General features: G+C 52.5%; 26 protein-coding genes, 2 tRNA genes and 3 pseudogenes. 15 read left to right on the forward strand and 16 right to left on the reverse strand.

Annotated features, from left to right (window positions below; translation table 11 throughout):
- Positions 1–200: 200 nt before the first annotated feature.
- A complete protein-coding gene (locus ACL2XG_RS06065; RefSeq protein ID WP_410015424.1) occupies positions 201–458 on the reverse strand; it encodes a hypothetical protein in 258 nt (85 codons plus the stop codon).
- Positions 459–913: 455 nt separating this feature from the next.
- Between ACL2XG_RS06065 and rcsA the strand changes: the two genes are divergently transcribed.
- Positions 914–1,549: a transcriptional regulator RcsA gene (rcsA, locus tag ACL2XG_RS06070; protein WP_410015425.1), complete on the forward strand. Its 636-nt coding sequence runs from the start codon at positions 914–916 to the stop codon at positions 1,547–1,549.
- Between the two features lie 85 nt (positions 1,550–1,634).
- Here the strand turns inward: rcsA and dsrB are convergent, their stop codons facing one another.
- Complete coding sequence (gene dsrB / locus ACL2XG_RS06075) at positions 1,635–1,832, reverse strand: protein DsrB (protein WP_410015426.1); 198 nt, start codon at positions 1,830–1,832, stop codon at positions 1,635–1,637.
- A gap of 182 nt (positions 1,833–2,014) precedes the next feature.
- Between dsrB and ACL2XG_RS06080 the strand changes: the two genes are divergently transcribed.
- The 4 genes from ACL2XG_RS06080 to ACL2XG_RS06095 all read left to right on the forward strand — a co-directional run bounded on the left by ACL2XG_RS06080 (position 2,015) and on the right by ACL2XG_RS06095 (position 5,399).
- Complete coding sequence (locus ACL2XG_RS06080; protein WP_410015427.1) at positions 2,015–2,248, forward strand: DUF2525 domain-containing protein; 234 nt, start codon at positions 2,015–2,017, stop codon at positions 2,246–2,248.
- A 523-nt stretch (positions 2,249–2,771) separates the two neighbouring features.
- Positions 2,772–3,566: a mannosyl-3-phosphoglycerate phosphatase-related protein gene (locus ACL2XG_RS06085; RefSeq protein ID WP_410015428.1), complete on the forward strand. Its 795-nt coding sequence runs from the start codon at positions 2,772–2,774 to the stop codon at positions 3,564–3,566.
- 51 nt (positions 3,567–3,617) lie between these two features.
- Positions 3,618–4,838, forward strand: coding sequence for a glycosyl transferase (locus ACL2XG_RS06090; protein WP_410015429.1), 1,221 nt, complete (start codon positions 3,618–3,620; stop codon positions 4,836–4,838).
- Between the two features lie 189 nt (positions 4,839–5,027).
- Positions 5,028–5,399 carry a helix-turn-helix domain-containing protein gene (locus ACL2XG_RS06095; RefSeq protein WP_410015430.1) on the forward strand — a complete coding sequence of 124 codons (372 nt, stop codon included), beginning with the start codon at positions 5,028–5,030 and terminating at the stop codon, positions 5,397–5,399.
- A 600-nt stretch (positions 5,400–5,999) separates the two neighbouring features.
- Here the strand turns inward: ACL2XG_RS06095 and ACL2XG_RS06100 are convergent.
- The 10 genes from ACL2XG_RS06100 to ACL2XG_RS06145 all read right to left on the reverse strand — a co-directional run bounded on the left by ACL2XG_RS06100 (position 6,000) and on the right by ACL2XG_RS06145 (position 14,251).
- Complete coding sequence (locus tag ACL2XG_RS06100) at positions 6,000–6,131, reverse strand: hypothetical protein (protein WP_410015431.1); 132 nt, start codon at positions 6,129–6,131, stop codon at positions 6,000–6,002.
- Positions 6,132–6,466: 335 nt separating this feature from the next.
- Positions 6,467–6,853 (reverse strand): DUF305 domain-containing protein, encoded by a 387-nt coding sequence (locus tag ACL2XG_RS06105; RefSeq protein ID WP_410015432.1) that lies wholly within the window; start codon positions 6,851–6,853, stop codon positions 6,467–6,469.
- 14 nt (positions 6,854–6,867) lie between these two features.
- Positions 6,868–7,944 (reverse strand): FAD:protein FMN transferase ApbE, encoded by a 1,077-nt coding sequence (apbE, locus tag ACL2XG_RS06110; protein WP_410015433.1) that lies wholly within the window; start codon positions 7,942–7,944, stop codon positions 6,868–6,870.
- Positions 7,945–8,124: 180 nt separating this feature from the next.
- Positions 8,125–8,424, reverse strand: coding sequence for a hypothetical protein (locus tag ACL2XG_RS06115; RefSeq protein ID WP_410015434.1), 300 nt, complete (start codon positions 8,422–8,424; stop codon positions 8,125–8,127).
- A gap of 170 nt (positions 8,425–8,594) precedes the next feature.
- Complete coding sequence (kdgT, locus tag ACL2XG_RS06120) at positions 8,595–9,581, reverse strand: 2-keto-3-deoxygluconate transporter (protein WP_413722603.1); 987 nt, start codon at positions 9,579–9,581, stop codon at positions 8,595–8,597.
- A gap of 167 nt (positions 9,582–9,748) precedes the next feature.
- Positions 9,749–10,696 (reverse strand): aromatic amino acid DMT transporter YddG, encoded by a 948-nt coding sequence (gene yddG / locus ACL2XG_RS06125; RefSeq protein WP_410015436.1) that lies wholly within the window; start codon positions 10,694–10,696, stop codon positions 9,749–9,751.
- Positions 10,696–11,928, reverse strand: coding sequence for a peptidase T (gene pepT, locus ACL2XG_RS06130; protein WP_413722602.1), 1,233 nt, complete (start codon positions 11,926–11,928; stop codon positions 10,696–10,698). Before pepT ends, yddG begins: the two co-directional genes overlap by 1 nt.
- Positions 11,929–12,206: 278 nt before the next feature.
- Positions 12,207–12,626: a DUF6515 family protein gene (locus ACL2XG_RS06135; RefSeq protein ID WP_410015438.1), complete on the reverse strand. Its 420-nt coding sequence runs from the start codon at positions 12,624–12,626 to the stop codon at positions 12,207–12,209.
- Positions 12,627–13,033: 407 nt separating this feature from the next.
- Positions 13,034–13,942, reverse strand: a complete 909-nt coding sequence (locus ACL2XG_RS06140; RefSeq protein ID WP_410015439.1) for a cation diffusion facilitator family transporter — start codon at positions 13,940–13,942, stop codon at positions 13,034–13,036.
- A gap of 219 nt (positions 13,943–14,161) precedes the next feature.
- Positions 14,162–14,251: transfer RNA gene (locus ACL2XG_RS06145), tRNA-Ser, on the reverse strand.
- A gap of 93 nt (positions 14,252–14,344) precedes the next feature.
- Between ACL2XG_RS06145 and mtfA the strand changes: the two genes are divergently transcribed.
- Positions 14,345–15,121 (forward strand): DgsA anti-repressor MtfA, encoded by a 777-nt coding sequence (gene mtfA / locus ACL2XG_RS06150; RefSeq protein ID WP_413722601.1) that lies wholly within the window; start codon positions 14,345–14,347, stop codon positions 15,119–15,121.
- A gap of 92 nt (positions 15,122–15,213) precedes the next feature.
- A tRNA-Asn gene (locus tag ACL2XG_RS06155) sits at positions 15,214–15,289 on the forward strand.
- A 333-nt stretch (positions 15,290–15,622) separates the two neighbouring features.
- Here the strand turns inward: ACL2XG_RS06155 and ACL2XG_RS06160 are convergent.
- Both ACL2XG_RS06160 and ACL2XG_RS06165 read right to left on the reverse strand, forming a co-directional pair.
- A pseudogene (locus ACL2XG_RS06160) lies at positions 15,623–16,371 on the reverse strand (2-hydroxyacid dehydrogenase); the annotation flags it as partial.
- Positions 16,372–16,504: 133 nt separating this feature from the next.
- Positions 16,505–17,386, reverse strand: coding sequence for an SDR family oxidoreductase (locus ACL2XG_RS06165; RefSeq protein WP_413722600.1), 882 nt, complete (start codon positions 17,384–17,386; stop codon positions 16,505–16,507).
- A gap of 93 nt (positions 17,387–17,479) precedes the next feature.
- Between ACL2XG_RS06165 and ACL2XG_RS06170 the strand changes: the two genes are divergently transcribed.
- Positions 17,480–18,088, forward strand: a complete 609-nt coding sequence (locus tag ACL2XG_RS06170; RefSeq protein ID WP_410015461.1) for a TetR/AcrR family transcriptional regulator — start codon at positions 17,480–17,482, stop codon at positions 18,086–18,088.
- A gap of 297 nt (positions 18,089–18,385) precedes the next feature.
- Positions 18,386–18,478 (forward strand): annotated as a pseudogene (locus ACL2XG_RS06175) (transposase); the annotation flags it as partial.
- Here the strand turns inward: ACL2XG_RS06175 and ACL2XG_RS06180 are convergent.
- Positions 18,470–19,216: an SDR family oxidoreductase gene (locus tag ACL2XG_RS06180; RefSeq protein ID WP_413722599.1), complete on the reverse strand. Its 747-nt coding sequence runs from the start codon at positions 19,214–19,216 to the stop codon at positions 18,470–18,472. The pseudogene ACL2XG_RS06175 and the gene ACL2XG_RS06180 sit on opposite strands and share 9 nt — an antisense overlap.
- 136 nt (positions 19,217–19,352) lie before the next feature.
- On the opposite strand from ACL2XG_RS06180, the gene ACL2XG_RS06185 reads away from it, so the two are divergent.
- Complete coding sequence (locus ACL2XG_RS06185; protein ID WP_413722598.1) at positions 19,353–20,255, forward strand: LysR family transcriptional regulator; 903 nt, start codon at positions 19,353–19,355, stop codon at positions 20,253–20,255.
- Positions 20,256–20,401: 146 nt separating this feature from the next.
- Here the strand turns inward: ACL2XG_RS06185 and tnpC are convergent.
- Positions 20,402–21,124: pseudogene (gene tnpC / locus ACL2XG_RS06190) on the reverse strand (IS66 family transposase); the annotation flags it as partial.
- A gap of 257 nt (positions 21,125–21,381) precedes the next feature.
- On the opposite strand from tnpC, the gene ACL2XG_RS06195 reads away from it, so the two are divergent.
- The 5 genes from ACL2XG_RS06195 (at position 21,382) to ACL2XG_RS06215 (ending at position 26,039) form a co-directional block, all read left to right on the forward strand.
- A complete protein-coding gene (locus ACL2XG_RS06195) occupies positions 21,382–22,368 on the forward strand; it encodes a siderophore ABC transporter substrate-binding protein (RefSeq protein ID WP_413722597.1) in 987 nt (328 codons plus the stop codon).
- A 23-nt stretch (positions 22,369–22,391) separates the two neighbouring features.
- The gene (locus ACL2XG_RS06200; RefSeq protein WP_413722596.1) at positions 22,392–23,351 is read left to right on the forward strand and encodes an ABC transporter permease; all 960 of its coding nucleotides are present in this window, start codon (positions 22,392–22,394) and stop codon (positions 23,349–23,351) included.
- 22 nt (positions 23,352–23,373) lie between these two features.
- Positions 23,374–24,306 carry an iron chelate uptake ABC transporter family permease subunit gene (locus ACL2XG_RS06205; protein ID WP_413722595.1) on the forward strand — a complete coding sequence of 311 codons (933 nt, stop codon included), beginning with the start codon at positions 23,374–23,376 and terminating at the stop codon, positions 24,304–24,306.
- Complete coding sequence (locus ACL2XG_RS06210) at positions 24,303–25,061, forward strand: ABC transporter ATP-binding protein (protein WP_410015468.1); 759 nt, start codon at positions 24,303–24,305, stop codon at positions 25,059–25,061. Before ACL2XG_RS06205 ends, ACL2XG_RS06210 begins: the two co-directional genes overlap by 4 nt.
- 552 nt (positions 25,062–25,613) lie before the next feature.
- Positions 25,614–26,039 (forward strand): hypothetical protein, encoded by a 426-nt coding sequence (locus ACL2XG_RS06215; RefSeq protein WP_410015469.1) that lies wholly within the window; start codon positions 25,614–25,616, stop codon positions 26,037–26,039.
- Positions 26,040–26,048: the final 9 nt, after the last annotated feature.

Raw genomic sequence — 26,048 nt, forward strand, 5'->3', positions numbered from 1 at the left:
CAGCGCATTAGCGCAGCCCGGATGACAAGTGGTAAGCGGTAACAAAGGAGTGAGAAGCATTGAGGTGAATTTTAAAATCGTCGTTCTCCTTGAAACTGCGCTGGCGTTATCGCGGAACATAAGGCGCAAAGAAAACGCTTTTGCATGGCCGGTAAGGCATGCTTTCTGTCCCACCTGTCCTTCGGGCGGCAGTGAACACTTTAGTTAGTATAGACAATAATTTTTGATCTGTCATAAATGGCGGCAAACGCCCCGCCCGGCCAAGCAATGGCAGGCAATACTTCAACGTTATAGATAGGTTCCATTTCATGATAGCGTCTCTGCTGGCCTAAATGCGGTAAAAGCGGCCCGGAAAAGTCAAAAATTGTATATAAAGTTAAATACGCCTTGACGTATAAGGCTAAAAAAAAGGCATTTTGCTCAAAAATCAGACAAATATAAACGATAATCAGTTTCATTTATACGCACATATCACTTAAGTAATTAATTATTAATAGAAAAAATCTGAAATAGCCATAGATCGGCGTCATATTGTCAACCGCCATGAACATAAAAAATCATACAAAAAAGTCCATGAATTTTTCTTATGTTTATTTTGACTAATTTGTAATATCATTTTCCGAACAAACCGCTTGCCTTTAAACGGAAGCGCCTGCCGCTTGGCAAAACGTGCGCAGTTCCTTCGCGTGGCGGCCAGCAAAAGCGTTACCTGCCTTGAACGGTGCATCGTTAGACTTAAGTCAAATTTATCGATTCACTTTTGGGAGAGCGGTCTCAAAAAAATATCGTTGAACTTAATTGTGAATTGTTGTTAAAACATTAGGTAACTGTGAAGCTTTATGAAATCTACAGGCCAATAAGAAGCATTTTATCGTTGCTAAAAACAGATAATCAAATTAAATGAGGGTGCGCTATGCCAACGATCATCATGGATTCATGCAGCTATACCCGCCTTGGTCTTACCGGATTTTTGACGGATACCGGTGTAAAAAAGCGCAATATCAATATCGTAGCTGATATCGGCCAGTTGCAGACAAAATGCACGCGCGTGAAGCCTGATGTGGTTTTTGTGAATGAAGAGTGTTTTATCCATGAACCGGATGCGACGGATAGAATCAAAAAGATCATTACCCAGCATCCCGATACGCTGTTTTTCATTTTTATGGCAATGACCAACATCCATTTTGAAGATTATCTGTTTGTGCGTAAAAACCTGATTATCACCTCGAAATCGATTAAGCCCGAGACGCTCAATTCGCTGCTTACGGGCTGCAATAAACATAAATGCCTGGATGACGGCGCCCACAAGTCGCCGGTGGATTTGAACCCGGTGCGGTTAAGCCAGACCGAATCCAATATGCTGCGCATGTGGATGTCCGGTCACGACACCATCCAGATATCGGACCGCATGCAGATCAAGGCCAAGACGGTCTCTTCGCATAAAGGCAATATCAAGCGGAAAATCAAGACTCATAACAAGCAGGTGATTTATCACGTCGTGCGGCTGACGGACACCGTAACCAACGGCATTTACGTTAACGTACGCTGACCATAGGCCCCGTCGCTTTAATGCCTGGGCGCGCGGGGGCTTTTCGGTATCAGGGCGCCGCCTGATACCGTTTTTTTACGTCGTACTAGCGCTCCTCCAGCAAGGGTTCAACAAAAATGCCGTCAGGATGGCTGGTCTCGTTAAAAAACCAAATGGCGGTAGGATAATCATCCAACGCCACCAGATACATCACCCCTTCGCTGAATTCTTCTATGGCCTGGATTTTGCCTTTACGCCGTGGCCCGCCATCGGTTTTCACCGTCACCCGATCGTGTAATTTCATGACTTACCTCTAAATATGCCCGATAGCTAGTTTAGTATAAAACACCCCGTCCAGTCAGCCCGTACCCGATCGGCCGGGACATTTATTCCACCCCGGCCAACGTACGCAAGGCGATCCAAACCCGCGGCAAAAGCTATACTTAACAGGCACGTTTTTGCTGGTCTTCACAGAGGGGAAACATCATGGCCTTTGCCAAAGAATTCAATGAACAGCTGCAGCGAGAAATAAGTATAGACGTGGATGCGTTGCTACAGGCGGTCAGGGAGGCGGCGCAAGGGGAAATACATGAACACCAGAGCAATGAACACGCCCATATGGTCACGGCCGACGGGCGCGAATTTAACACCTACGGCGCCCTGGCGGAAGCCTATGACCTGGATATACGCGATTATACCGTGGCGGAAGTCAATCGGTGACCATGGCGGCCTGGCGGCAGCGATAAACACAGAAAAAGACCCCGGCCGATCAGGCCGGGCGAAAAAAAAGCATATTCCTTTGCGGGGTGCATAAGGAATTTTAAAGTTCGTTACACTAGGAAATCAAATTACCCGCCCATAGTAGCGGCATCACTTAATTTGGCAAGTAACATAATGGTTGCTACTCTATCGCATTACGCGCCACAACCGCGCCAAAAAGGGTCGTCACGATGAAAAACACCTGGCTTCCCCGATAATAATTGTTTATTTTCATATGATTATTAAAAATAATTAGATTTTGCGCCCAATTTTTCCACGCTGGCCCAGCCGGTATTACGCGCTATTTTTTAGGATTATTCTTAATGATACTTTAGGAAAAATGCTGCTTTACAGCACATCGGCACGGTTAGCTTGACCCGAATCCGGCGAACATTTGCCGCTTCCGCGGCAATCCTTCGTATATACTCAGTTTTATAAGATGACGTCAGCCCATTGCCACAACTGTCAAAAAGGCGGGAAAAACATGCCAAGTCTCACCGACCCGTTAGTGGTCATAACCGATTTGGACGGGTCGTTGCTCGACCATCATACCTACAGTTGGCAACCTGCCGCGCCCTGGCTTGATAGGCTTAAGGCCCATCATATCCCCGTGGTGTTTTGCTCAAGCAAGACCACCGCCGAGATTGTGCCGCTGCAAGAGAGCATGGGGCTGTCGGGAACGCCATTTATTGCCGAAAACGGCGCGTTGTTACAGCTTGACGGCGAACTGTCCGGCAGGATCATGGGACAGGACTATGCCGCGGTACGCGCGGCGATGGAACGGCTGCGGCAGGAATACGGTTTCAAATTCTTCGGCTTCGGCGACGTTGATGAGAAGCTGGTCGGCGAATGGACCGGGTTATCCGCCCAAGACGCGCTGCTGGCGCAGCGTCGGCAGGCCTCGGAGGCCTTTATCTGGCGTGAAAGCGACGAGCGGCTGCGCGACTTTACCGACCTCCTGGCCAAGGAGGGCCTGGCGGTGACCCAGGGAGGACGGTTTTATCACGTGATGTCGCAAGGCAGCAGCAAAGGCGCCGCGGTGCGCCGGCTTTTGCAGCACTATCGTCAGCAGGACGGCCGCCCGTGGCAATCCATAGGCCTGGGCGACGGGCCAAACGATATTTCGCTGCTGGACGCGGTGGACTATGCGGTCATCATTCGGGGTTACACGAAAACGCCGGTCACCGTCAGCCCGCAGCAGCGGTATGTTTATCGCACCAACGCCTATGGACCGGAAGGCTGGTGCGAAGGGATGGATTATTTTATTACCTCGGCTTAATCAGAGTCGGATAACAATTTTAAGAAAAAAAAAAGCTTGGGGAGAAAACGCATGAGTGATTTTCATCAAAATGGAATTATCGCCAATTTTCACAACCTCTCCGATCGCAAGGTCGAGGAGTTAGAAACAGAGCTGCTTGGGTTTGCCAAAAAGCGCAAAATGGGTCTGATCCTGCCGTCGCTGTTTTCTGAGCTTGAAGGACCGGCGCTAGCCCATATCGTTGATGAATTGGCCAAAGTGCCCTATCTGGAGGAAATCGTTATCGGGTTGGATCGCGCCGACCGCGATCAATTCCTTTTTGCCCGGGATTTTTTTTCCCGGCTGCCTCAGCATCACCGCATTCTTTGGAATGACGGACCGCGGTTAAAGGCTATTGACGCCGAGCTGGAAAAAGAAGGACTTTCTCCCACCGAACCGGGAAAAGGACGCAACGTCTGGTTCTGCACCGGCTATACGCTGGCGTCGGATCGTACGCTGGCGGTGGCGCTGCACGATTGCGATATCGTCACCTACGATCGCGGCATGCTGGCCCGGCTGCTGTATCCCGTGGTCCATCCCAAATTCAGTTATGAATTCTGTAAAGGCTTCTATGCCCGGGTGGCCAACGGCAAGATGAACGGGCGCGTCGTGCGCTTACTGGTGGGGCCGCTGCTGCGTTCGCTGGAAAACGTCTACGGCCAATCCCCGTACCTGGATTATCTCAACAGCTTCCGCTATCCCCTGTCCGGCGAATTCGCCATGCGCACCCGCGTCATGCATGATATGAAAATCCCGGGGGATTGGGGGCTGGAGATTGGGTTATTGTCCGAGATTTACCGCAACTACTCGCCAAATCATATTTGCCAGGTGGAAATCGCCGATAATTATGACCACAAGCACCAGCCCCTGGCGGAAGAGGATGGCTCCGGCGGCCTTAAGCGCATGAGCAACGATATTATCCAGTCCCTGTACCGTAAGCTGGCCACGATGGGCGTCAATTTAACCAGCGACTCCTTCCGGGTGCTCAAGGCTACCTATTACCGCAATGCGCTGGACATCCTGGAGTTTTATCATCATGACGCCATCATGAACGGACTGAAATTCGACCAGCACAGCGAGGAGGCGGCGGTGGAATTGTTTATGCAATGCATCCTTGACGCCGGACAAGCCTTTATCGAACGCCCGAACGATAAACCCTTTATCCCGAGCTGGAGCCGGGTGCAATCCGCTTTCCCCGATATTATGCAGCGCATCTATGATGCGGTGGAGGAAGATAATAACGGCGACGTATAGTCGCGGCTGGCGGCAAACAGCGGGGCCGCTGGCATGCGGCCCCCGGTTTGCCCGCCAACGGCTTTCGTTATGCCGCAGGGTGATGAGTCATGCGCGGTGATACCCTGCTCATCATGTGGCTGGCTGTGCCATTAACCCGTTATTGTCTTTGTGCTAAACCGGTCATCGTCCGGGCGGAAAAGAATGATTATGCGCGAACTGAAACCGAATGAACCCCTGGTCGCCGCCCTTGCGCAGTGGATCGAGGATCATCTGGACCGGGATATCGCCTTGCCTGAGCTCGCCGCCCGGTCAGGGTATTCGGTATGGCATATGCAGGGCGTGTTCCGCGCGACCACCGGCATTGCCGTCGGTCGTTATATCCGCGAGCGCAAATTGACGGAAGCCGTCTATCGCCTGCGCAATAGCGACAACAGAATCATGGACATCGCCCTCGATTATGGCTTTAACTCCCAATCACAGTTCACGACGTTGTTCAAAAAATATTTTGGCATCACGCCGCAGGCGTGCCGTAACGATTGCTCGCTAATATTGCCATTAACGCCACCGCTGCGTTATTAAGCAGGAAGGTCAAGGATCGCCCGGACGAGGGCCTGTCTATTTCTGGATAAAAGTGTTATTACAAATGAATTAATTTAATTCACGCCACACGCGGGTCACGGCATTAGCGAGACTGCATGATGCTAATTAAATCAATGTCTTTGCTCTTTTAAATATTCACTTCATTACGTGATATTCAAATAAGCATATCGTTATTCAATTTTAATTTCCGCTTACACGCTAAAACATGACTGAAATAAATAGTAATTCCCCAAGTTTAGCGTACTATGTATAAGTAAGATTAATTTCCCTGGTGTAACTTAAGAAGTAATGTTGCCCGCTTTTTTCGGCGGGCTTTTTTACCACGCCCCATAACGCATTGATATACCATTCCTTTTTTCTGCCTCTCTTCTTGGAAGTCGCTAAGATTTTATTTTTTGAAATTATCATTTGTCTCTACAGGCGACTTTAAATATCAGCAACACTAATCGCACATCACCACGACACTGCCCGGCGTAGGCAAAATGCCCGTCGTTATCCAATTTATTATGCCGCGGGCGATCTTTCCAGCATACCGGGGAAGGCGCCTGGCATAATGTCAGGCGCTGTGGACAAAAATGCTTAAATTTTACAGCCTTCACAATCGTCCTCTGCCGAAAAGGCTTCCGGCACTTCCTTGGCTTTTTGTTCGGCATGTTCCTGCGCCTTGGCCAATTCGGCATCAATATCAAATTCAAAAATATCATCGTTCATGGTTCAAATATCCCGTTAGTGAGCACCGAGGACAGTATAACCAATTGCGTATAAAAACGTTAACCCTGCGAGCCCTGGATAAAAAAACCCGGCCATTGCCGGGTTACGTCGCGAAAAAAATGCAGGGTCAGATTTCGAGCCCTTTCTTGCTCTTCTTGTCCGCGCGCTTTTCCTTCAGTGTCTTCTCCGGTCTCTTCTTGGCTGACTTGTCCTTACCTCTACTCATAAACACCTCGCTTACTTGTCAGATTTAGGGGGTTGACCAAAAGACTTCCCGATAACACCCGGGCCACCTAGAGTTATCAAACCTGGACGCTAAATGCAAGAAGGAACGATTACCGCGCTTTATCGGGATGATCCTTCAGCCAGTTGTTCATGGTATCGATCTCGGCTTTTTGCGCTTTAATCACCCTCTCCGCCATCTGCCGCATCCGGGGGTCCTTACCGTATTTTAATTCGGTCTCCGCCATGGCGATAGCGCCCCGGTGGTGTGGAATCATACCGCGGGCAAAAGCGACGTCGGGGTCTTGGGCTTTCACCCCTTCCGCCATATCCTTATGCATGTCCTGCATGGCGGCCATATAGTCCTGGCTGGACTTACTGAGCCCGGCCGCCGACCCATGATCCATGTTCATGCCGGGCATGGCGTCGTCAGCCCAAACGGAAGACGACGCGCACGGCAAGGTTAACATCAACAGCGACAGCATCACGTATTTGCTCATATTCCCTCCTGTTATTATTTATGCCCGGTCTCGGTCGCGGCGTCATCCTGACCGATGATATAAGACTTGAACTGCGGCGACATCCAGGCGGTAAAACCATCGGCGGAACGGGTGATAAGATAAACCGCCAGACCCTGCTGCTCGGCCAGCGCCTGGGCTTTTTCGGTGCCCAGCACCATCAGTCCGGTATCCCAGCCGTCCGCTTCCAGGGCGGTGGGCGCGATAACCGTGGCCGACACCAGCTTATGTTCAATTGGCCTGCCGGTCGCCGGGTCGATGATATGCGAGAGCCGTTTTCCCTGCAATTCATAGTAATTGCGATAACTGCCCGACGTACTGATGCCGTGTCCCTGCAAATCGACTATAGCCTGGGCGCCGATTTCCCGATCGGTCGGCCGCTGGATCGCCACGCGCCACGGTATTCCCTGCGGCGAAAGACCGCGCGAGATCACGGCGCCCCCCACCGAGACCAGATAGCGGGTAATGCCGCGCCGTTCCAGCAGCGCGGCGAGATGATCGGTGGCGGCGCCCTCGCCCAGCGTGGACAAATCCACATACAGGTCCGGCAGATCTTTTTGCAGCCATTGCCCCTGGCTATCTTCGATAAGCCTCAGGTGGCGCAGCCCGACCCGGGCGCGGGCACTGTCGATGTCCTGCTGTTCGGGCAACGCCCGCGGCTGTTTATCCGGACCGAATCCCCAGAGATTCACCAGCGGCCCGACGGTGATATCCATGGCGCCGCCGGTTTTCACCCCGATACGCAGCGCGGTGGTGACAATATCGGCCATATTGGCGGTAATGGGCTGCGGATCGGTGCCGCGGTACTGGTTGAAACGCGACAAAACCGTGTCCTGTTGATAAGTCGACAATTCATGGTTGTCCTGCTCCAGTTGCCGGGCGATGCTGTCCTTTAATCCCTCTAGGGCCGCCGGCGGAGGCGCGGCCAGGGTGACGCGGTAAAAGGTTCCCATTGTCCGCCCTTCGGCGACCCACGCCTGCGCGGCGTCCGGCGGCGCGGGTCGGTCGCACCCGGCCAGCGTCAGAACCACCGGAGCCCCGATGATCAACAGTATTGCTGCATATCGCTTCATGAATTTCCCTGTTCCACCCTGAAATAAACCGGCCAGCGCCGCCAGCGCTATCTTAATACGTCTGACTGGCTTTGCAAAAATCAGACCGTCATCGGCGGGTATAAGAAAGAAAGCACGAGCCCGGCGGGGAACCGGGATCGTGCTGGGTGGAAACGGGACGGGCCGGCAAAAAACGCGGGATCAATGGTCCGGCTGCGTGCCGCCCTGCGCGTAGTTAAACATCCGCTGGACGATTTCGTCGGCACCTTTGATAATTTCGGAGAGATGTTTATCGCTGCGGTTCACTGCCTGGGAATAGGCAATCTCATGCGCCTCGTCTACCATGGTGATGATACGATCGCGGGTTTCGGCATCGATATTGCCCAATATCGTGGTAATCACCACTTGATAGGCATGGGACGTGACGGTAAGCAACTCTTCACGGGCTTCCAGCGCCTCGATGCGTTTGAGCAGCGCGTCATAAAGCGGATCGTTGGCCATATTTTCTCTCCCAGTGTCATTCGGGCAGGCGCCCGACACCCGCGGCCGCATTGGCCGGCGGATGATGTATCGGCTTTTTATTGTTATTGCCAACAGCCAGTATAGTCAACAAAAGATGGCGGGAGCGTGCAACGCCCGGCGGCGTTGCGCTGACGATCGCATGAGCGGCGCTAATCGGCAGAGACGGTGGGCGCATGGGCGCCATCTTGTCCCCGTTTGGCCCATTTGGCCCACAGCGCGGTGAGGATGGGCACCAGCACGGAGGTGACGATAACCGCCGTGGCCACCAGCGCCGTGGCCGACGCCACCTGGCTTTTAAATACCGGATTCATCTCGGCGATTAAAAACGGCGTGGCCGCCGCCGCGCCGGCCGAGCTGGAAGCGGCAATCCCGGCGGTGCCGTCGCCGCCGCCAATAAATTTATCAGCCAGGATCAAGGGAATGCCGGTGACGATAATAACGCCCACGCCCAGCAGGATCCCCAGCAGTCCGGTATCGCGGATCACCGATAAATCAATGGCGCTGCCCAGCGAGAAGGCAAAAAAGGGAATCAGCGCCGGCACCGCGCGGCCAAAAAATGCGCGCAGCTCATCATCCAGATTGCCCAGGATGAACCCGAGAATGAACGGCAGCACCGCGCCCAGGAATAGCCTGGGTTCAAACGATGCCACGCCGGCGGACCCGAGGATAATCATCGTTAACAGCGGACCGGATTCGATGGACATCAGCACAAAGGCGGCTGAATCTTCTTTACTGCCGTATTGCTGCATCAGCGAGGCATAGAGCCCGCCGTTGGTCATGTTCATCGACGCGGCCAGCACCAGGGCGGAAATGCCGGTAAAAAAGCCGCTTTGCACGCCGTCCAGCGGCAGGAAGCGTGAGGCAACCAGCGCCACCACCCAGGCAGTGAGGGTTTTAACCGCCACCAGGGTACCGGATTTTTTCAACACGACGCCGGATGCGCGTAATTGAATGGTGGCGCCCATGCAAAAGAACCAGACCCCCAGAATGGGCACCGTGCCTTTCAGGATGCCGTTCGTAAATGATCCGAAATACGCGCCCGCGTGCGGGTAGAAGGTATTGATAATCGCCCCGATGAACAGGGGAACCAACATTAACCCGCCGGGAATTTTATCTAAGCTTTGTTTGATTTTCATACCGCACCTGTAAGAAACGCCATGCCTTAAAAAATGAACCAATATTTCATTTTTGAATGATACGACGTATTCCTTCAGGCTAAATGTGATCTTCGTCACATAATATTTGTGATGCAAATCACCATTTGGCGCTGACAGCATGAAAGGATCATGTGACGTACATCACATTAGAGATGATCACCACTCTCGGCGCGTGGGGCCGGTGCCGCGACAGGGCGTTCGCGGGTTGTCAGCCAGCAGAGCAGCGAGCCGCAGCACACCAGCGCCACGCCCTGCCAGAACCTACCGGTGAGGTGGATATGGAGCAACGTGGCGGCAAACAGCGAGGACAGCACCGGGGTAAAATAGGAACAGGCGGCCAGCAGGGTCATATTGCCGTTGATGATGCCGATATTCCAGGACGCATAGGCGATACCCATCACCGCGCCGGTCACCAGCAGGGCGACGACGCTCGCGCCGCTGAACACCAGTCCCGGTTCGTTGCTGAACAAGTATTTCACCCATAGCAGCAGCGCGGTCAGGATAAAAAACAGCGTAACGCCATGTTGTCCGCCGGCAAACCGACGGGTAACATTGCAGTAGACCGCCCAGATCAGTGCGCCGCCCAGCGCCAGGCCATAGCTTAGCGGATTGGATAATACATTATCCAGCATATGCCGGGGCGTCCATCCGCCGTCGCCGCACATCAGCCAGACGATACCCGTCAGCGCCAGCAGCAGGCCGGTATAAACACCGGCACCGCCCTTTGCGCCGTTCATCATCATCGCCAGCAGTACGGTCAGGCTGGGCCAGAGATAGTTAATCATGCCCACCTCAATCGATTGTTCCCGGCTGGCGGCGTAGCCGAGCGACAGGGAGGAGCAGATCTCATAGCTGGCAAACAGCAGTCCGGCGGTGAGCATATACTTAAGCCTAAAGCCGGCAACACGCGGACGCGCCGCCAGCGCCAGCAGGAATACGGCGCTGACGGTGTAGATCATGGCCGCACCGCCGGTGGGGCCGAACTGCTCGCTCAGGCTGCGGATTAAGCCGGCCAGGGTGCTCCACAGCACGATTGCCAGCAGACCCAGCAGCGTGGCGCGCGTTTTGCGCGCGCCGCCACAAAGCGCTGCCACTAGGCTCGCACGGCCAACAGGCACAGCTTGCGTGTCAGTTCATAACTGGCGACAAAGGCGCTGACCGGCAGAAATTCAAATTGCGAGTGAAAATTGTGCGCGCCGGTAAAATAGTTGGGCGTTAACAGCCCCCGGGCGGATAGGGCTGCGCCGTCGGTGCCGCCCCGCATCGGCGTCACTTTCGGCGCGATGCCCAGTTCCTTCAGACCGGCGAACAGCAAATCGATGGCGCGACGATCGTCGCCGATGGCGTTGCTGATATTACTGTAGATATCGGTTATCTTGAACTCGACCTTTCCCGTTGGATAACGCCGGGCAATTTCTTCCGCCACCTCGCCGATACGCTGCTTGCGTGCTAAAAAACGATCCCGGTCAAAATCGCGGATCGAAATATTCAGCCGCGCCTGGCGCGCATTCGCCGCCATATCGTTAAACCAGAAATAGCCTTCCCGGCCCTCGGTATTTTCCGGTGTTTCCCGCCGGTCAAAATGACTGATGAACTCCTGCGCCATTAAAATCGGATTCACCAGCACATTTTTCGCCGACATCGGGTGCGCGGTCACCCCGGTCAGGGTCACCGCCGCGCTGGCGGCATTAAAATTTTCATAGACCACTTCGCCCAGCTCACAGCAATCGATGGTGTAGGCGAAATCCACGGCGAAACGGGCCGGATCCAGCGCTTTGGCGCCGCGCAAGCCGATTTCTTCGTCCGGGACGAAGGCAACGACAATATCGCCGTGGGGCGTATCCGCGTCCAGGTTTTCCAGCATGGTCATGATGGCGGTGACGGCGGCTTTATTATCGGCGCCGAGCACGCTGGTACCATCGCTGAAAATAATATCCTGGCCGCGATAGGGCATGATCTCGGGATGTTCGGCCACGCGCAGCCAAATATCCCGCCCGGCGTTCAGGCAGATATCTTCGCCGGTGAAACGCAGCAGCTGCGGATGAATCTCCGGCGACAGGCCGACATCCACCGTATCCAGATGGGCGATAAATCCGATGCGCGGCGCAGCCGGCGTGTTGCCGCGTTTCAACGCGGTGACGGTGGCGCGGTCATCGACCTGGATATCCTCCAGGCCTAAAACGCGCAGCTCCTGCGCCAGCATATCCGCCAGCTGTTGCTGTCCCGGCGTGCTGGGCAACGTGGTCGCCGCGGCATGGCTTTGGCTGGTCACCGCCAGGTAGCGGTAAAAGCGTTGAATCAACTGTCCGGCGATATCTTGTGGCATAACGATCCCCTGGCAAAAATGCAGTCTGCAAAAAAACGCCGCCCAAACGCGGTTTATCGCCCGGTGCGGGCGCCCCGTATTGATTCCGGCCGGGAGATAATATAAACGCTCCGGGCGCAGGTCTCCAGCCGGAATACGCCGGAGAAGCCCGCTTCTGCCGGTCCGCCTACGCGCACCGGCGATAACGTACCGGGCCCCAGACAGCACAATGCCCGCCGGAGCGGGCATTGTGGCGACAGGTGCAACCGCCGGTTTGCGAACCGGCGCGCGGTCCAGGCTTATAAGCCGGCCGGACGCGGCACTTCCAAATACTGGCCGTTGATACTACGACGATAATAATGCCCCTGGTTAACGTAAAAGCGTTCACCATTGAGGTCAAGCACCGTCATATTGCCGCTCATGCCGCCGGAGGCGTAAACCTGCGGCTGCGGCGGCGCGTCGACCACCACATATTGATTTTCCTGCCGCTGGTAGTAGATACCGTCAAGCACATAATACGTCAGGCCGGCGACCAGCACCGTTGCCGCCACGCCGGGCAGGAAATCAAATCTTGCGCCGCGATGCGGACCACCCCAACCGGGTCCCCGTCCGCCCCATCCATGGCCGCCGTGACCCCCGTCGTGCCAGCCGGGAGCGGCAAAACCCGCCACCGGCGCCAGGAGGCTAAGCGATAACACAAGGCTCAATAATTTTTTCATAAGGTACCTTTAACCTTCCCGCTTAAAAACACATGCTTAAAAAAAGTCGCCGATGCTCTCATAACAGACCTAAACGGATGAATTCGCAAGTGCATTTACGCATCTTTAGCCGGCTATAACAGAATCCTTACCATCCATTAATAATTGATCGCAACTGCAGGGTGCCTGCTCTGGACGCCCATTATGCAACGCCTGCAATGCAAATAAAGGGTTAAGGATGCAAGGAGTTGTAAACATATAATTTATATGAATATTGATAACGCTGCGATTAGCCGTTCTCATTGGAAGCCGACGACCGGCAATGTTATTTTTTAACCGTCCGCTCGCTCCAGAGCCGGCATATGTGATGTTGGGCACCCACAGTTTTTTTCGGTGGGTGTTTTTTTTATCCGCCCTTGGCGCGCGCGTTATTTTACCAGATCGTCAAGACGCTCGTCGACGATCCCGGCCGGTTCAAGATGCGCCAGTACCTCCGCCGCGGGAAACAGTTTCCTGACCGCCGCTTCCGCCGCGTCGCCGATTTCATGGCCCACATCTACCGACAGTTGGCCGTCCACCTCGACATGCAGTTCGACGAAAACCCGATCGCCGCCGTTGCGGGTGCGGATATCATGCACCCCGCGCACCCCCTCGCAGCCCAGGGCGGCGTCGCGGATACGCCGGCGATCCTCAGCGCCAAGCTCCTGGTCCAGCAGTTGCCGCAGGGCGGTAACGACCATGCCGCGCGCGTTCCAGATCATATAGCAGGAAATGGCCAGGGCGCCGATAGCGTCCGATCGGGTCCAGCCGAAGGCGCTGTCAAGCACCAGGGCGCACAGCACCGCCAGGTTTACCGCGATATCGGTAACGTAATGCGCGCGATCGGCGGCGATGGCCGTGGAGGCCGTTTGCCTGACGACAAAGGTTTGCATTGAAACCAGCACGGCGGTGCACAGGGTGCTGCCGATGATAACCCAAATGCCCAGCCCGTGCTGCATCAGCGGCTGCGGGTGGAACAGGCGCTGCATGGATTCCATGCCCAGCACCAGCCCGGCGCCGCCCAGCAGCAGCGCCTGCACAAACGCCGCCACGGCCTCAGACTTGCCGTGCCCGTAGCGATGGCCTTTGTCAGCGGGACGTTGGGCGTAAAAGACGCCAATCAGCGTAACCACCGAGGCCAGAACGTCGACCAAACCATCCGCGGCCGACGTCAACAGCGCCATGGACCCCGTCAGCGTCCACGCCCAGATTTTTACGACCACCATCACCAGAGCCAGGCTAAGCGACATCAGCGACGCCATGCGCGTCAGCGTCTTACCGGGAAGATTAAACAACATGACACTCTCTCCCACGGCTATTCTTTTTCTTCATATAGCTAACCGTTTGATATTGCGATGTAAGCGGGAATACGGATAAGACCGGACCGGGCTAGGTTATCATCAACCCCTGCCGCTGCCTATGGGATGCCATCAGGGTTATCGGTGCGTTTTTTTTTGGGGTGTGGTGGCCAGCGTGGCGCCAGTCACAGACCGGCAGGGGGATAACTGTTTGAATAGTGGCGGAGAGACAGGGATTTGAACCCTGGGAAGGATCGCTCCTTCAACGGTTTTCGAGACCGTCCCGTTCAGCCGCTCCGGCATCTCTCCTTTTTAGCGGTTGCTATCATGCCCTGTTTTACGGCATTTTAATAGTCCTAAACCTCGCCTGGCGATTCAAGTGACGACTTATCGAGCAACACGATGATAAAATGGCCATGGAAAAGTTCTACGCCATCCGCTGCAACCCTTGCCTTATGGCAAGAGGCGCTGGCGATCCCGTTATTTTCACCCCTCTGCGCCGCGGAGCGGCACGCTCTGGTAATGCTGGCCGGTAAGTTTCTCCAGCAGAAGAAATTAGTCCCCTTGCAGGGCCTGACCCTGGATGACGCGATGGAGGCACGTATCGCCCTGATGTTTGCCCTGCCGGTCTTGGGGCTGGGCATTGAGTGGCTGGACGGTTTTCATGAAGTGGTTATCTATCCCGCGCCGTTCGTGGTGAATGACGAATGGCAGGATGAGTATGGCCTGGTGCATCGCGGCGAAGCGGTGCATTCCGGGCAAAGTTGGGATCAGGGCCCTATCGTCCTTAACTGGCTGGAGATCCAGGACTCGTTCGATCTCAGCGGTTTTAACCTGATTATCCACGAGACCGCCCATAAGCTGGACGCGCGAAATGCCGGGGTGGTTAACGGCGTGCCGCTGATTTCCATCAGGGACGTGGCGCGCTGGGAAACGCTGCTGCACGCGGCCATGGAGGATTTGCAGGATGAGGTTGATCTGGTCGGCGAAGACGCCGCCAGCATGGATGCCTACGCCGCCAGCGATCCGGCCGAATGCTTTGCGGTCTTGTCCGAGTATTTTTTCAGCTCCACCGAGCTGTTAAACGAACGCTTCCCCGAACTCTATCGCTGCTTTACGCAGTTTTACCGTCAGGATCCCCTGGCGCGCCTGGACGCTCAGCGGCATGCCGGCACATGATTTGACCAAGGGTTGCGCAATCGCGCCGTAACATTTGTTTTTACGTTGACACGCCTGGAGGGGCCGGATATGATTCGCCCCGTTCTCGCAATTCCTCTGTAGTTCAGTCGGTAGAACGGCGGACTGTTAATCCGTATGTCACTGGTTCGAGTCCAGTCAGAGGAGCCAAATTTATGTTTTCATGCATCTTCACGAATCTTTATACGATTTAGATTCAACAAGTTAGTGTGAAAAGTCTTCCCGATGCATTTTCAGTTTTCCCTCCGCATCGGGAAAAATTGGTGGTCAGATTTGGGGTCAGGTGGGTTCGATGACAGAGTTCCCCCCAAATATCTCTTAACGACGCAAAAATCCGCAACTTAAAACCATCCGGAAAACCCTGTAAATGACCTCACCGGGACAATCACCACCTCCCGGGGAGGTGGCTTAACGCTGACAATAAATAAGCGCGACTTAACGCCACGCTCTGATTTAAATGCAGAATCCGTTTTCACTCGGTTACTACGGAATAGGTGTCAACAACGGCTCGCCAGCAAAATAGGTGCTGACATTTTCCAGCACCAGACGCAACATCTCTTTGCGCGTCGCCCAGGTAGCGCTGGCCCTATGCGGCGTGACAACCACATTTGCCCGGTGTAACAATGCTTGCGGGACTAGCGCTTCGTCGGTGAAAACATCCAGACCGGCTCCCCGAGAGCCCCCTCTCCGATGACTTCAACTAGCGCCCGCGCTCATCTACTATCGATCCACGGGAAATATTGATCAGAATGCCTTCTGCGCCCAAGGCATTAAATACATCTCGGTTAACGAGGCTGCGGGTTTCTGCACCACCGTTGGTACAGCCCACCAGAAAATCACGCGCCCCGGCCAGCGATAGCAATGTTGCATGGAAGGTGTAGTCCATGTCGGCAAGTGCGGCGCGATCCGTATAGCGATCGACATGTTAAATGCAACCGCGCGTTTGGCGATAGCACGCCCAATACGCCCCATGCCAATAATGCCTAACCGCGCCCCTGAGACTTTGCGGGTCCACGTATAACCGCCCTTCTGCCATGCACCCTGTTCGATAAAACGTTGTGCTCCGGGGAACTGGCGTGACGTTGCCAGTATCAACCCCATGGACAGATCTGCAACGTCATCCGTCAATACGCCGGGGTATGGGTCACAGCGATCTGACGCTCTCTTGCCGCGGCAACATCAATACCGTCATAGCCAACACCAAAATCGCTGATGAGTTCAAGGTTAGGTAATCATAATGCGCGCAATCCCGATGCGTGCACCACCACAAACGGAAGTTCGTAAGATACTACTAACACCGCGTGATGTTAATCAACGGGGAGCAGGTCACAGGGGCAAAAGATAGTCTGCCCCTGTGACCGAAAATTACGCGTCAGCACCACCTAAAACGTTGTCTAGTTGCATTTCTTTCAACACACGGTCTTGAATGGGTTGTTTAGCCGCGTTAATTTCATCAACCCCCCAAACTAAGCCAACCGCTGTGCGTGTTGGGCGTTTGCCTTTAGGCATATCGGCTAGCGCTAAATAGGCATCTACGACCATTTGTGGATCAGGTGCTTGATCGCTCTGCATAAATTTACCGAATTCTTCGAACAGAGCAGCAGGAATATCTGCTAATTCACCGTAGCTGTCCAGTATGTCTGTGCGTGACGGTTGTTGTCCTGCTGCACTTAGACCTGTAGGGAATGGGCCGGGTTGTACGATGGCGATATCGATGCCGAATGGTGCCACTTCGTAGCGTAACCCCTGGAGGTAGCCTTCCAAAGCGTGTTTAGTTGCGGCGTAGGTAGAAAAATATGGCGCTGAAATTTGGCCAACCATGGATGAGGTGTTGATGATCAGGCCTGACTTGGCTTCACGCATCGCAGGCAAAACTGCCTGAATAGTACGCATAGCGCCATAGTAGTTGGTTTCCATCTGCTCGCGAGCTTGGGCAATGCTAAATGCTTCTGTAATGCCAAGGTACATTACACCAGCATTGTTTAGCAAAACATCAATTTTGCCCGCTTTATCTAGTACGCTTGCAATGGCTGTTTTGACCGATTCGTCATTGGTAACATCCATATCGACTACTTGGATGGAATCGCTATACGCTTCCAATTCAGCCTTAACTGCAGCGTTCTTGCCTTCTGGACCACGCATCGTGGCAAACACTTGGTAGCCTTTATCTGCAAAATCTTTTACTGACTTTTGACCAAATCCACTGCTGCTTCCTGTGACCACGATGTTTTTCTTTGCTTCACTCATCTTTACTTTCCTACTGGATTGAAAATTAAATACCGGCTGGTATAATAAAAGTTAGTATACGATCTGTCAAATTAAAATACCGGGCAGTATAAAATGAATTTAAATCCAATCAAACCTTCAAGAGGGCGACCTAAGACCCTTGATCGTGACCATGTTTTAGATGTAGCAATGGATTCTTATTGGAAAGAGGATATAGGCAGTTTATCCCTCAATGAAATTTGCAGGAGATCTGGTGTATCGAAGCCTGGCCTTTATCGTGAATTTTCGAATGAAGATGGCTTGATGAAAGCTGTTCTTATCAGGTACCAGGAACAAGTGCTAAGTCCTGTGCAAGAGATGTTAAATAGTGACTCTCCGTTTCGAGAGGTACTTGACAATCTCGTGTCATTTGCCACGTCAGTGAGTTGTAACCATGAGTCTCCAATGGGGTGCCTTTTTGTAAAAATGCGTGAGGCACGGATGCAATTAGGCGAAGCAACTCGCGCACAAGTCGATTTCCTTGAGGAGCAAGGCTTATCCACTTTCAAAGAATGGGTGAAGCGCTCAAAAGCCAAAGGAGAGTTTTCTGCCAATATGTCTCCAGAGTTTGCAGCTACTTATATCGACGCACAGTTGATTAATGCTTCGTCACTGCTAGCTCATGGAGAAGATCCGCAAACTGTGAAGAAGATATTATTAGTCGCTTTTTCTATGCTGGGATGACTATTTCAGCCAGTTCAGAATATCTGAAAAAAGAACGCATTTTTATATCTGGGTTACATTAAAAGAGTGCTTACTTAACAATCTAGTGCACAGGGAAATTTTAGTAGCTTCGCCCCCTCCTAATTTCGTGAGAGGGGCGTTAACTTTGTAGTGGTCAAGCAAAACTGGCCACGGTTTTGGGGGGCAGTCCAGGAAACGCCTCAGGCCAAGATGGACTGGCGTTCAGCGCCTCGCCAGTTCCACTCTCCAGAACTGAAGTTAAAGCCGGTCCAGCTTGCTCTATAACCAGGTACATCCGTTGCCGAGGTCGCTTGCCGTCACAACGTGAATGACAATGTTTTGTTCAGGTGGATACGCCTGTTCCAGCGTGATTTTGGTGGCTTAGATTGAAACGCCGCCGTCGATGATGATTTCTGAACCCACGGTCCAGGCTGACTCATCAGATGCGAAGTAAAGTACCGCTTGCGCTACTTCCTGAGGCTTACCAAAACGACCTGCAGGGATGGTTGCAACGATATCTTTCATCACTTGATCATGATATTCCACTGGGATCCCCGCCTTATCGTAAAGCGGTGTATCAACAGGGCCTGGGCTCACTGCGTTGATACGGATCCCACGAGAAAGTAACTCGTTAGAAAGTGTTTTCGACATGTTCAGTAATGCTGCTTTGGTTGAGCCATAAACTGAAGAGTTCACTGGTCCCGTGTGAGCATTTACAGATGTATTAAAGACCACTGATGCAGAGCTTGCGAACACTGGCAGCAGCGCCTGCATTAGGAAGTAAGGACCTTTAACGTTGATATCATAAATGCGGTCGAACATCTCTTCTGTCCATACCTCAATTGGCATATACATTGATATACCCGCATTCAGGAAAGCGATATCCAGTTGTCCAAAGTGTTCCTTAACCGTTTGAGCCAGAGCTTTCTGTGTGTTCACATCAGCGGAATCAGCGCTCACGACTAACACATCATTACCAAGTTCTACTTTCGCCTTTGCGATAGAATCAGGGTTAACACCAGTAACAATTACGCGTGCACCTTCTGCAACAAACAGCTTCGCTGTTTCAAGACCAATACCACTTGTTCCACCCGTAATCAGTGCGCGCTTACCTTGTAATCTAGACATGTAAATATCTCCTGTTAGTTTTACAACTGATCGGCGAATGACCGATTTGATAGCCACTATATGCTCATGCTCATATTGTGATAAGATTGTGTTTTTAAATATGTTTCATGCATTAAAAGCATAAATGGGTTTTAGGATGGATAGATTACTTTTGATGACATGCTTTGTCCGTACCGCTGAAACAGGCAGCTTTTCCGCAGCCGGTAGGGATTTAGGCTTAGGGCAACCGAACGTGAGTCGTCATGTTGCAACCCTCGAAGAGCATTTGCAGACCAGATTACTTCACAGATCAACCCGCAAGCTTTCCCTAACTCCTGAAGGAGAACGTTATTATTTGGAAGCAAGGCGTATTCTGGAAGCCGTCGAAGAGTCAGAGTCTTCTTTCAGAGAAAATGTTACACCCACAGGGCTATTACGCGTTGCCTGCCCCACAGCATTGGCTCACACATTCTTAGTCCCGCACATCCCAGATTTTTTAGAACGCTACCCTGAGCTAGCACTCGATCTACAGATTAATGACCGCTATATCAATCTCGTTGATGAAGGGGCTGAGCTGGCAATCCGCATTGGACACCTGGAGGACAGTGCTATGCGTGCCCGCAGACTTGGCATGTTTGAGCGAGTCTGTGTTGCCAGTAACAAGTACTTAGCTAAACACGGAACCCCTAATACCCCAGAGGATTTAAAAAAACATGATTGTTTGATCTATACCTTGCTAACAACAGGAGCTACCTGGAGATTTCAGGATATCAATGTTCCTATTTCTGGTCGGCTCAGGGTCAATTCACCAGAAGCAGTACAGAAATTTGTCAATGCAGGGATTGGGATCGCACAGGGCCCAGAATGGCTGTTCGAGGAGGGACTGGAAAATGGCAACCTACAATTATTACTGACTGATTACACTGCATCCCCCGTTCCCATTCAGGCCGTTTATGTTGCTAATCGACTTTTACCAAAACGGGCGATTGTGTTCATGGATTTTGTTGCTGAAATTTTTGAAAAAAATCCCGCCTTCAAAGTGTACAACTCAATGAAATGAGCCTGAGATAACGAACATATCTGAATCATTTGTAAAATTTAGTCAATCTTAGGCTGTGTCCCTTAACCTAACAGTCGCCTGAGAAATAACCTTAAAGAATCCCGGCTTGGCTTAGGGTAAGCGTCAACTCAGTGACGTATTGACGCTTATTCGGCAGGTATTATAAGGTTCCACGGCAGGAGATCTTTGATCTTATTGATGGGATGATCCGCGATTGTCGCCAGTACATGGCGCAGATAGGCTTCCGGCTCCACGCCGTTCAGTTTGCAACTGCCGATCAGCGTATACATCAGCGCGGCACGTTCGCCGCCGTTATCAGAACCGAAGAACAGATAATTTTTTCGCCCCAGGCTCACCGCTCTTAACGCGTTTTCCGTGATGTTATTGTCGATCTCCCCCCAACCATCGGTGCTGTAATAACACAACGCCTGCCAGTGGTTCATCAGGTAGTTGAACGCCTTGGCCGTATCGGCCTGTCGCGGCAATGTGGCGAGCTTTTCCCGGTTCCCGCTCTCCAGGCCCATCAGTAACGGCCGGGAGCGCGCTTCGCGCACCTGTTGTCGTTCTTCTGCCGGACGCCCCCGGATGTCGGCTTCGATCGCATACAGCTCGCCGATCCGGTGCAGTGCCTCGGCGGTGGTCGGCGACGGATGCCGCACATGGATATCATGGATCTTACACCGGGCGTGGGCCATGCAGCCGACCTCGCGGATAGGGCCTTCTTCATACAGCGGGTTGAAGCCCGCATCCGCCAGCAACATTCCGCTGAACCGCGCCGGATAGGTTTGCGGATGCACCCCCTTGCGGTCCGGGCTGTAGGCGAACCACACCGCGGGCGGCAGCACCGAGCCGGCATTGCGGTCGTCACGCGGATTGCGCTTTATCCGATGAGAATGATTATCCAATTCATTTTGGCTGAATTGGATAACAGATAGGCCATATTGTGCAATGACACATTAGCATTCTATCCATATCATTTTAGCAGGCCATTTCCATTTTGACCCTATGCGCGAACTGCCGTGCCTCGCAATGCCAACGGGGGACGGCACCGGCAATACTAATAAGATGATCAATGCGACAAACATTATGTGTAACGCGTTGACGCCTACAAATACGGAAATTCAGCATGTTCAACAGGCACATCGCCCTTCTATTCGTATCACACCGCTATTATCCGCGCCCTGCGAAAGTCGCAACGTGCATGATGTATACGTTGGCTATAATCTCCCTGACATGCTTCGTTCTCTTTTCGCGCATGCTGCAAGCCGAAGAGATCACCGTTCATCATACTCAAGGGGTGACCCGCGTCCCGGTCAATCCCAGGGTCGTGGCTATTCTTGATATCGCCGCGCTAGATACCCTTGCCTCCATCGGGGTCGATGTCGCAGGCGTTCCCACGCTCAACTATCCACCTTATCTCGCTAAATTTGGAGAAAGCCGGTACCGGAAGGTTGGCTCTCTTTTCGAACCCGATTACGAAGCACTTAACGCGCTTTCACCTGATCTGATCATCGTGGGCGGGCGTTCATCGCCGAAGTACGCTCAGGTGGCGAAGCTCGCCCCTACCATTGATCTGACTCCTGACTTTCAACACCGCGTTGACAGCGCGATAGCGCATGCGCAGATCCTTGGAAACATTTTCGGTAAACAAGCTGAGGTCGCCCGTCGTGCCAGCACGTTGCGGGCATCAGTCGACGCGCTTCGGGCACGCACGGCAAAGATGGGGACAGGACTGCTGGTGATGACCAGCGGTGGTCGCATCGGAGCGCTCGGCCCGAAATCTTGGTTTGGGACACTGTATAACGACTTCGGCGTGCAACCCGTGACGCGCAAGCTTGATGAGGGTCCGCACGGTCAGGTGATCTCCTCCGAGTTCATTCTCGAAACTAATCCTGACTGGCTTTATGTCATCGATCGTGATGCAGCCATTGGGGAAAAGGGAGCATCCGCCAGACAGCTGCTGGATAATGAACTGGTTCGACAAACCAAGGCCTGGAAGGCTGGCCACATCGTCTACCTCGATCCTGTCGCGTGGTATATTGTTGGCGACGGACTGACCGCGCTTCAGTCGATGGCTGATGAAGTTTCCTTGGCAATAACCAAGACAAAATGACGCTTTCAGCACGCAAAACGTCAATGAAGGGACTTGTAATCGCACTGATCGTGGTCGGGTTGCTTTCCCTGATTAGCCTATTTATCGGTGCGACGACAATTTCGCCTGCATCGCTTTTAGCAGGCTATACCACGTCTACCACAAACATTTTACTGGCGAGCCGCATTCCGCGGACCGTTGCATTGCTCCTCGCTGGAAGTTCCATGGCGGTGGCTGGCCTGATCATGCAAATGCTTTCGCGCAATCGCTTCGTGGAGCCAGGCACAGCAGGGACGATTGAGTCCGCCACACTTGGGTTATTGCTGGCTGCTCTGCTGGCTCCCGGACTGCCTGTGCCCGCGCGCATGCTTGTGGCGTGTTTTACCGCCCTGCTGGGAACGCTACTGTTCCTTGTCATACTGCGGCTGTCACCCATGCGCTCGCCATTGATGGTCCCGCTCGTCGGTCTGATGCTCGGCGGCATAATTAACGCAGCGGCGACATTTCTTGCCTACCGGTTCGATCTTATTCAGTCGCTGGTCACATGGTCTACTGGGGACTTTTCATCGGTGCTGCGCGGCCGCTATGAACTGCTCTGGATCTCGTTTGTCGCCGCTGTCGTCGCTTATGTTGCAGCCGACAGATTCACGGTGGCAGGACTTGGGCAGGATTTCACAAATAACCTGGGCCTGAACTATCGGGTAACACTCATGACCGGGCTTGTTATCGTTTCGATCGCAACAGCTGCTGTGGTCGCGACAGTAGGCGCGATCCCCTTTGTCGGTCTGGTCGTGCCGAATATCATCAGCATGGTGATCGGCGACAACCTGCGCAGAGCAGTACCGTGGACCGCCACTCTCGGCGCCGGTTTCGTACTGAGTTGCGACATTATAGGCCGCTCCGTAACCCAACCCTTCGAGATCCCCGTGGGCCCCATTATCGGGATTGCTGGCAGCGTGATTTTCCTTTTCATCCTCAAACGAGGAGTTGCACGATTTGGCTGAATTTCAAGAAATGAGGCCCGGTATGGTCATCATTCTGCTCGTTATACTGACGATAATCGCATCAGTTGCATTCATGACCGTTGGTGCCGGAGGACATTGGTCTTTTGTGCTACCGCTTCGTGCGCAAAAGCTCGCAGGGCTGTTGTTGATTGGCTACGCAATGGCAGTGTCGACCGTACTGTTCCAGACCATTACCCAGAATCATATCCTGACGCCATCGATCATGGGCTTTGATGCGCTGTACGTTCTTATCCAGACCCTGGTGGCATTCACCATCGGCTACGTCCACGGCGCCGCCATCAACCCATATCTGCGCTTTGCCGTGGAGACATTCGTCATGGTCAGTTCAGCGGCCCTGCTCTATCGCTGGCTCTTCGCCGGAGGTCGCAGAGACCTGATGTTCCTGGCGCTGGCCGGTCTCGTGTTCGGCGGGCTACTGCGTAGCCTGTCGAATTTCCTACAGCGTGTCATCGATCCGGGTGAATTCGCCGTCCTGCAGGATCGCCTCTTTGCAAGCTTCAATCTTATCGACTCAAGCCTGCTGTCCATCGCAGCAATACTTGTCTTCAGCGTCTCGGTGATAGGCTGGAGAATGCGGCGTAGCTTTGATGTGCTGGTGCTTGGGCGAGACTCGGCAATCAATCTCGGCATCGATTACACCCGGACTGTTAGAACCATCCTGATGATAATTGCTATTCTCGTATCGGTCTCTACAGCGTTGGTAGGGCCGGTCACTTTCTTCGGCCTACTGGTCGCCAACCTGGCTTACCGTTTTGTCGGGAATGCGCGGCATGCTCTGATGCTCCCTGCCTCCGCGCTGATCGCGATGATATGTCTGGTTGGCGGGCAGTTTGTTCTGGAGAGGCTGTTTGGTTTTAATACCAGCCTGAGCATTGTCATTGAGTTCTTTGGCGGTATTGCTTTCATTATATTAATCATGCAGAGGGCGCGATGATCGAAACACACGCACTCACTAAACGCTATGGCACAACTACCGTCGTGGACAACGTCTCGGTGAGGATCCCCAAAGGCGGACTGACATCCATCATCGGCCCCAATGGTGCCGGTAAATCCACGCTCATGATGCTTATTAGCAGGCTACTGCCGGCAACGAGTGGGACCGTGAAGGTTGACGAGATGAATGTCGTTAACACTCCCACGGCCCTACTTGCGCAACGTCTGGCGATCCTGCGACAGGATAACCATATCAGCGTGCGCCTGTCCGTCAGTGACTTGGTCGCTTTTGGCCGCTACCCGCACTCGAAAGGACGTTTCACCCACGATGATCGAGGGCATATTGAGCGTGCACTGGAGTATCTGGGCATCACATCGTTGCGCGACCGTTTCCTTGACGAGCTTTCCGGTGGACAACGCCAGCGCGCCTTTATCGCAATGGTCCTATGTCAGGACACCGACTATCTGCTACTGGATGAGCCCCTAAATAGTCTAGACCTCAAGCATGCGACCGCTACAATGAAGATTCTTCGAAGAGCAGCAGACGAACTTGGTAAAACCGTCGTATTGGTGCTTCATGATATCAACTTTGCTTCGTACTATTCAGATCACATTATTGCGATGTCTGCGGGCAGAGTACACTATGAAGGTTCTCCTAATCATGTCATTACCGCTGAGCGTCTCGGTCAACTTTATGATATGAATATTAATGTCCATGAACTGTGTGGACAACGGATAGTGACTTACTACGAATAATACCCAGAATATTTTTTTAAACTTTGCCATTTTCAGAGGTCTGAATCGATGCTGATCGGTCAGGCATAACGTTATACCCATGCGCTTGAACAGCTTCCTTATTATTGAAATGAAATCCTTTTACTTTTCTGTGCGCGCTTTCTGAAAGAAACAGACACCCTCCTCCTTGTGCTCTATGGGCCGCATCAGGCCCGGCCTGGGTGTGAAAAGGATAAATACATTCCTCTTATAGCCAAACTATGGGGCAGGATCGTCTTATGGATGAGGGCAGTCCATTGTTTCTCAGGATTCGTGTCCGCAACAATAAATGTGTGAAAACGTAGTCAACAAATGGCTACGAATGATGGGCGACTACACCAAGACCGGTATCTGCGATCACGCATTTCAAGCTATGTCCTGACAAGGAATGACACAAGAAGCGTACTAACGAAGACCGGGGTAGAAAAACGACAAATAGGCTGAAAATGAATATAAAACGGCCGGATTTCCAAACTAAAATCAAAACACCAATGGTAATATTTATCATTCTCATATTCCATAAAGGACATGGCAATGCTTGTAATAGATGATTCAAGATTCCCTTTAGTGTGGTTGAAACAGGTCAATGATGAAAAGGAATTAAACAATAACAGTTTTGATGTTGAAAACACTTTTTCTCAGCTAAAAGCACTTTTTGCAAGGAAAACCCCTTTTATATTGATCAATGGAGATGATTATGGAAATGAGGAAAATCACGCGCATTCTAAAGAAGAAAAAATGATTATTGTTAAATGGATGAAAAACAACAAACCTGATGTTAGAAATTATATAATAGCTCAGGTCCAGGTCATCCCAAAGGAGAAGCAAACGATATTACTCAGCGCTTTTTCAAAAACATTTTCTAAATTTTGGGGCTTTCCTTTAATTATAGCCAGCAATAAAGACGCAGCAATTGAAAAGGCTCACGAATTACTTAAACGCATTGAAGATAAAAATTAAAAGCCATTG

This window comes from Sodalis sp. RH24 (genome assembly GCF_047324145.1).
Classification (GTDB): Bacteria; Pseudomonadota; Gammaproteobacteria; order Enterobacterales; family Enterobacteriaceae; genus Acerihabitans.

Coding starts and splice junctions, on each gene's coding strand:
- ACL2XG_RS06165 (WP_413722600.1), bottom strand. CDS start 17,386: ATGAGTGAAGCAAAGAAAAACATCGTGGTCACAGGAAGCAGCAGTGGA.
- ACL2XG_RS06180 (WP_413722599.1), bottom strand. CDS start 19,216: ATGTCTAGATTACAAGGTAAGCGCGCACTGATTACGGGTGGAACAAGT.
- dsrB (WP_410015426.1), bottom strand. CDS start 1,832: ATGAAATTACACGATCGGGTGACGGTGAAAACCGATGGCGGGCCACGG.
- rcsA (WP_410015425.1), top strand. CDS start 914: ATGCCAACGATCATCATGGATTCATGCAGCTATACCCGCCTTGGTCTT.
- ACL2XG_RS06105 (WP_410015432.1), bottom strand. CDS start 6,853: ATGAGCAAATACGTGATGCTGTCGCTGTTGATGTTAACCTTGCCGTGC.
- apbE (WP_410015433.1), bottom strand. CDS start 7,944: ATGAAGCGATATGCAGCAATACTGTTGATCATCGGGGCTCCGGTGGTT.
- ACL2XG_RS06185 (WP_413722598.1), top strand. CDS start 19,353: ATGGATAGATTACTTTTGATGACATGCTTTGTCCGTACCGCTGAAACA.
- ACL2XG_RS06215 (WP_410015469.1), top strand. CDS start 25,614: ATGCTTGTAATAGATGATTCAAGATTCCCTTTAGTGTGGTTGAAACAG.
- ACL2XG_RS06115 (WP_410015434.1), bottom strand. CDS start 8,424: ATGGCCAACGATCCGCTTTATGACGCGCTGCTCAAACGCATCGAGGCG.
- ACL2XG_RS06140 (WP_410015439.1), bottom strand. CDS start 13,942: ATGTTGTTTAATCTTCCCGGTAAGACGCTGACGCGCATGGCGTCGCTG.
- ACL2XG_RS06095 (WP_410015430.1), top strand. CDS start 5,028: ATGCGCGAACTGAAACCGAATGAACCCCTGGTCGCCGCCCTTGCGCAG.
- ACL2XG_RS06210 (WP_410015468.1), top strand. CDS start 24,303: ATGATCGAAACACACGCACTCACTAAACGCTATGGCACAACTACCGTC.
- ACL2XG_RS06090 (WP_410015429.1), top strand. CDS start 3,618: ATGAGTGATTTTCATCAAAATGGAATTATCGCCAATTTTCACAACCTC.
- ACL2XG_RS06200 (WP_413722596.1), top strand. CDS start 22,392: ATGAAGGGACTTGTAATCGCACTGATCGTGGTCGGGTTGCTTTCCCTG.
- mtfA (WP_413722601.1), top strand. CDS start 14,345: ATGATAAAATGGCCATGGAAAAGTTCTACGCCATCCGCTGCAACCCTT.
- ACL2XG_RS06085 (WP_410015428.1), top strand. CDS start 2,772: ATGCCAAGTCTCACCGACCCGTTAGTGGTCATAACCGATTTGGACGGG.
- ACL2XG_RS06100 (WP_410015431.1), bottom strand. CDS start 6,131: ATGAACGATGATATTTTTGAATTTGATATTGATGCCGAATTGGCCAAG.
- ACL2XG_RS06080 (WP_410015427.1), top strand. CDS start 2,015: ATGGCCTTTGCCAAAGAATTCAATGAACAGCTGCAGCGAGAAATAAGT.
- ACL2XG_RS06195 (WP_413722597.1), top strand. CDS start 21,382: ATGTTCAACAGGCACATCGCCCTTCTATTCGTATCACACCGCTATTAT.
- ACL2XG_RS06170 (WP_410015461.1), top strand. CDS start 17,480: ATGAATTTAAATCCAATCAAACCTTCAAGAGGGCGACCTAAGACCCTT.
- pepT (WP_413722602.1), bottom strand. CDS start 11,928: ATGCCACAAGATATCGCCGGACAGTTGATTCAACGCTTTTACCGCTAC.
- ACL2XG_RS06065 (WP_410015424.1), bottom strand. CDS start 458: ATGAAACTGATTATCGTTTATATTTGTCTGATTTTTGAGCAAAATGCC.
- kdgT (WP_413722603.1), bottom strand. CDS start 9,581: ATGAAAATCAAACAAAGCTTAGATAAAATTCCCGGCGGGTTAATGTTG.
- ACL2XG_RS06205 (WP_413722595.1), top strand. CDS start 23,374: ATGGTCATCATTCTGCTCGTTATACTGACGATAATCGCATCAGTTGCA.
- ACL2XG_RS06135 (WP_410015438.1), bottom strand. CDS start 12,626: ATGAAAAAATTATTGAGCCTTGTGTTATCGCTTAGCCTCCTGGCGCCG.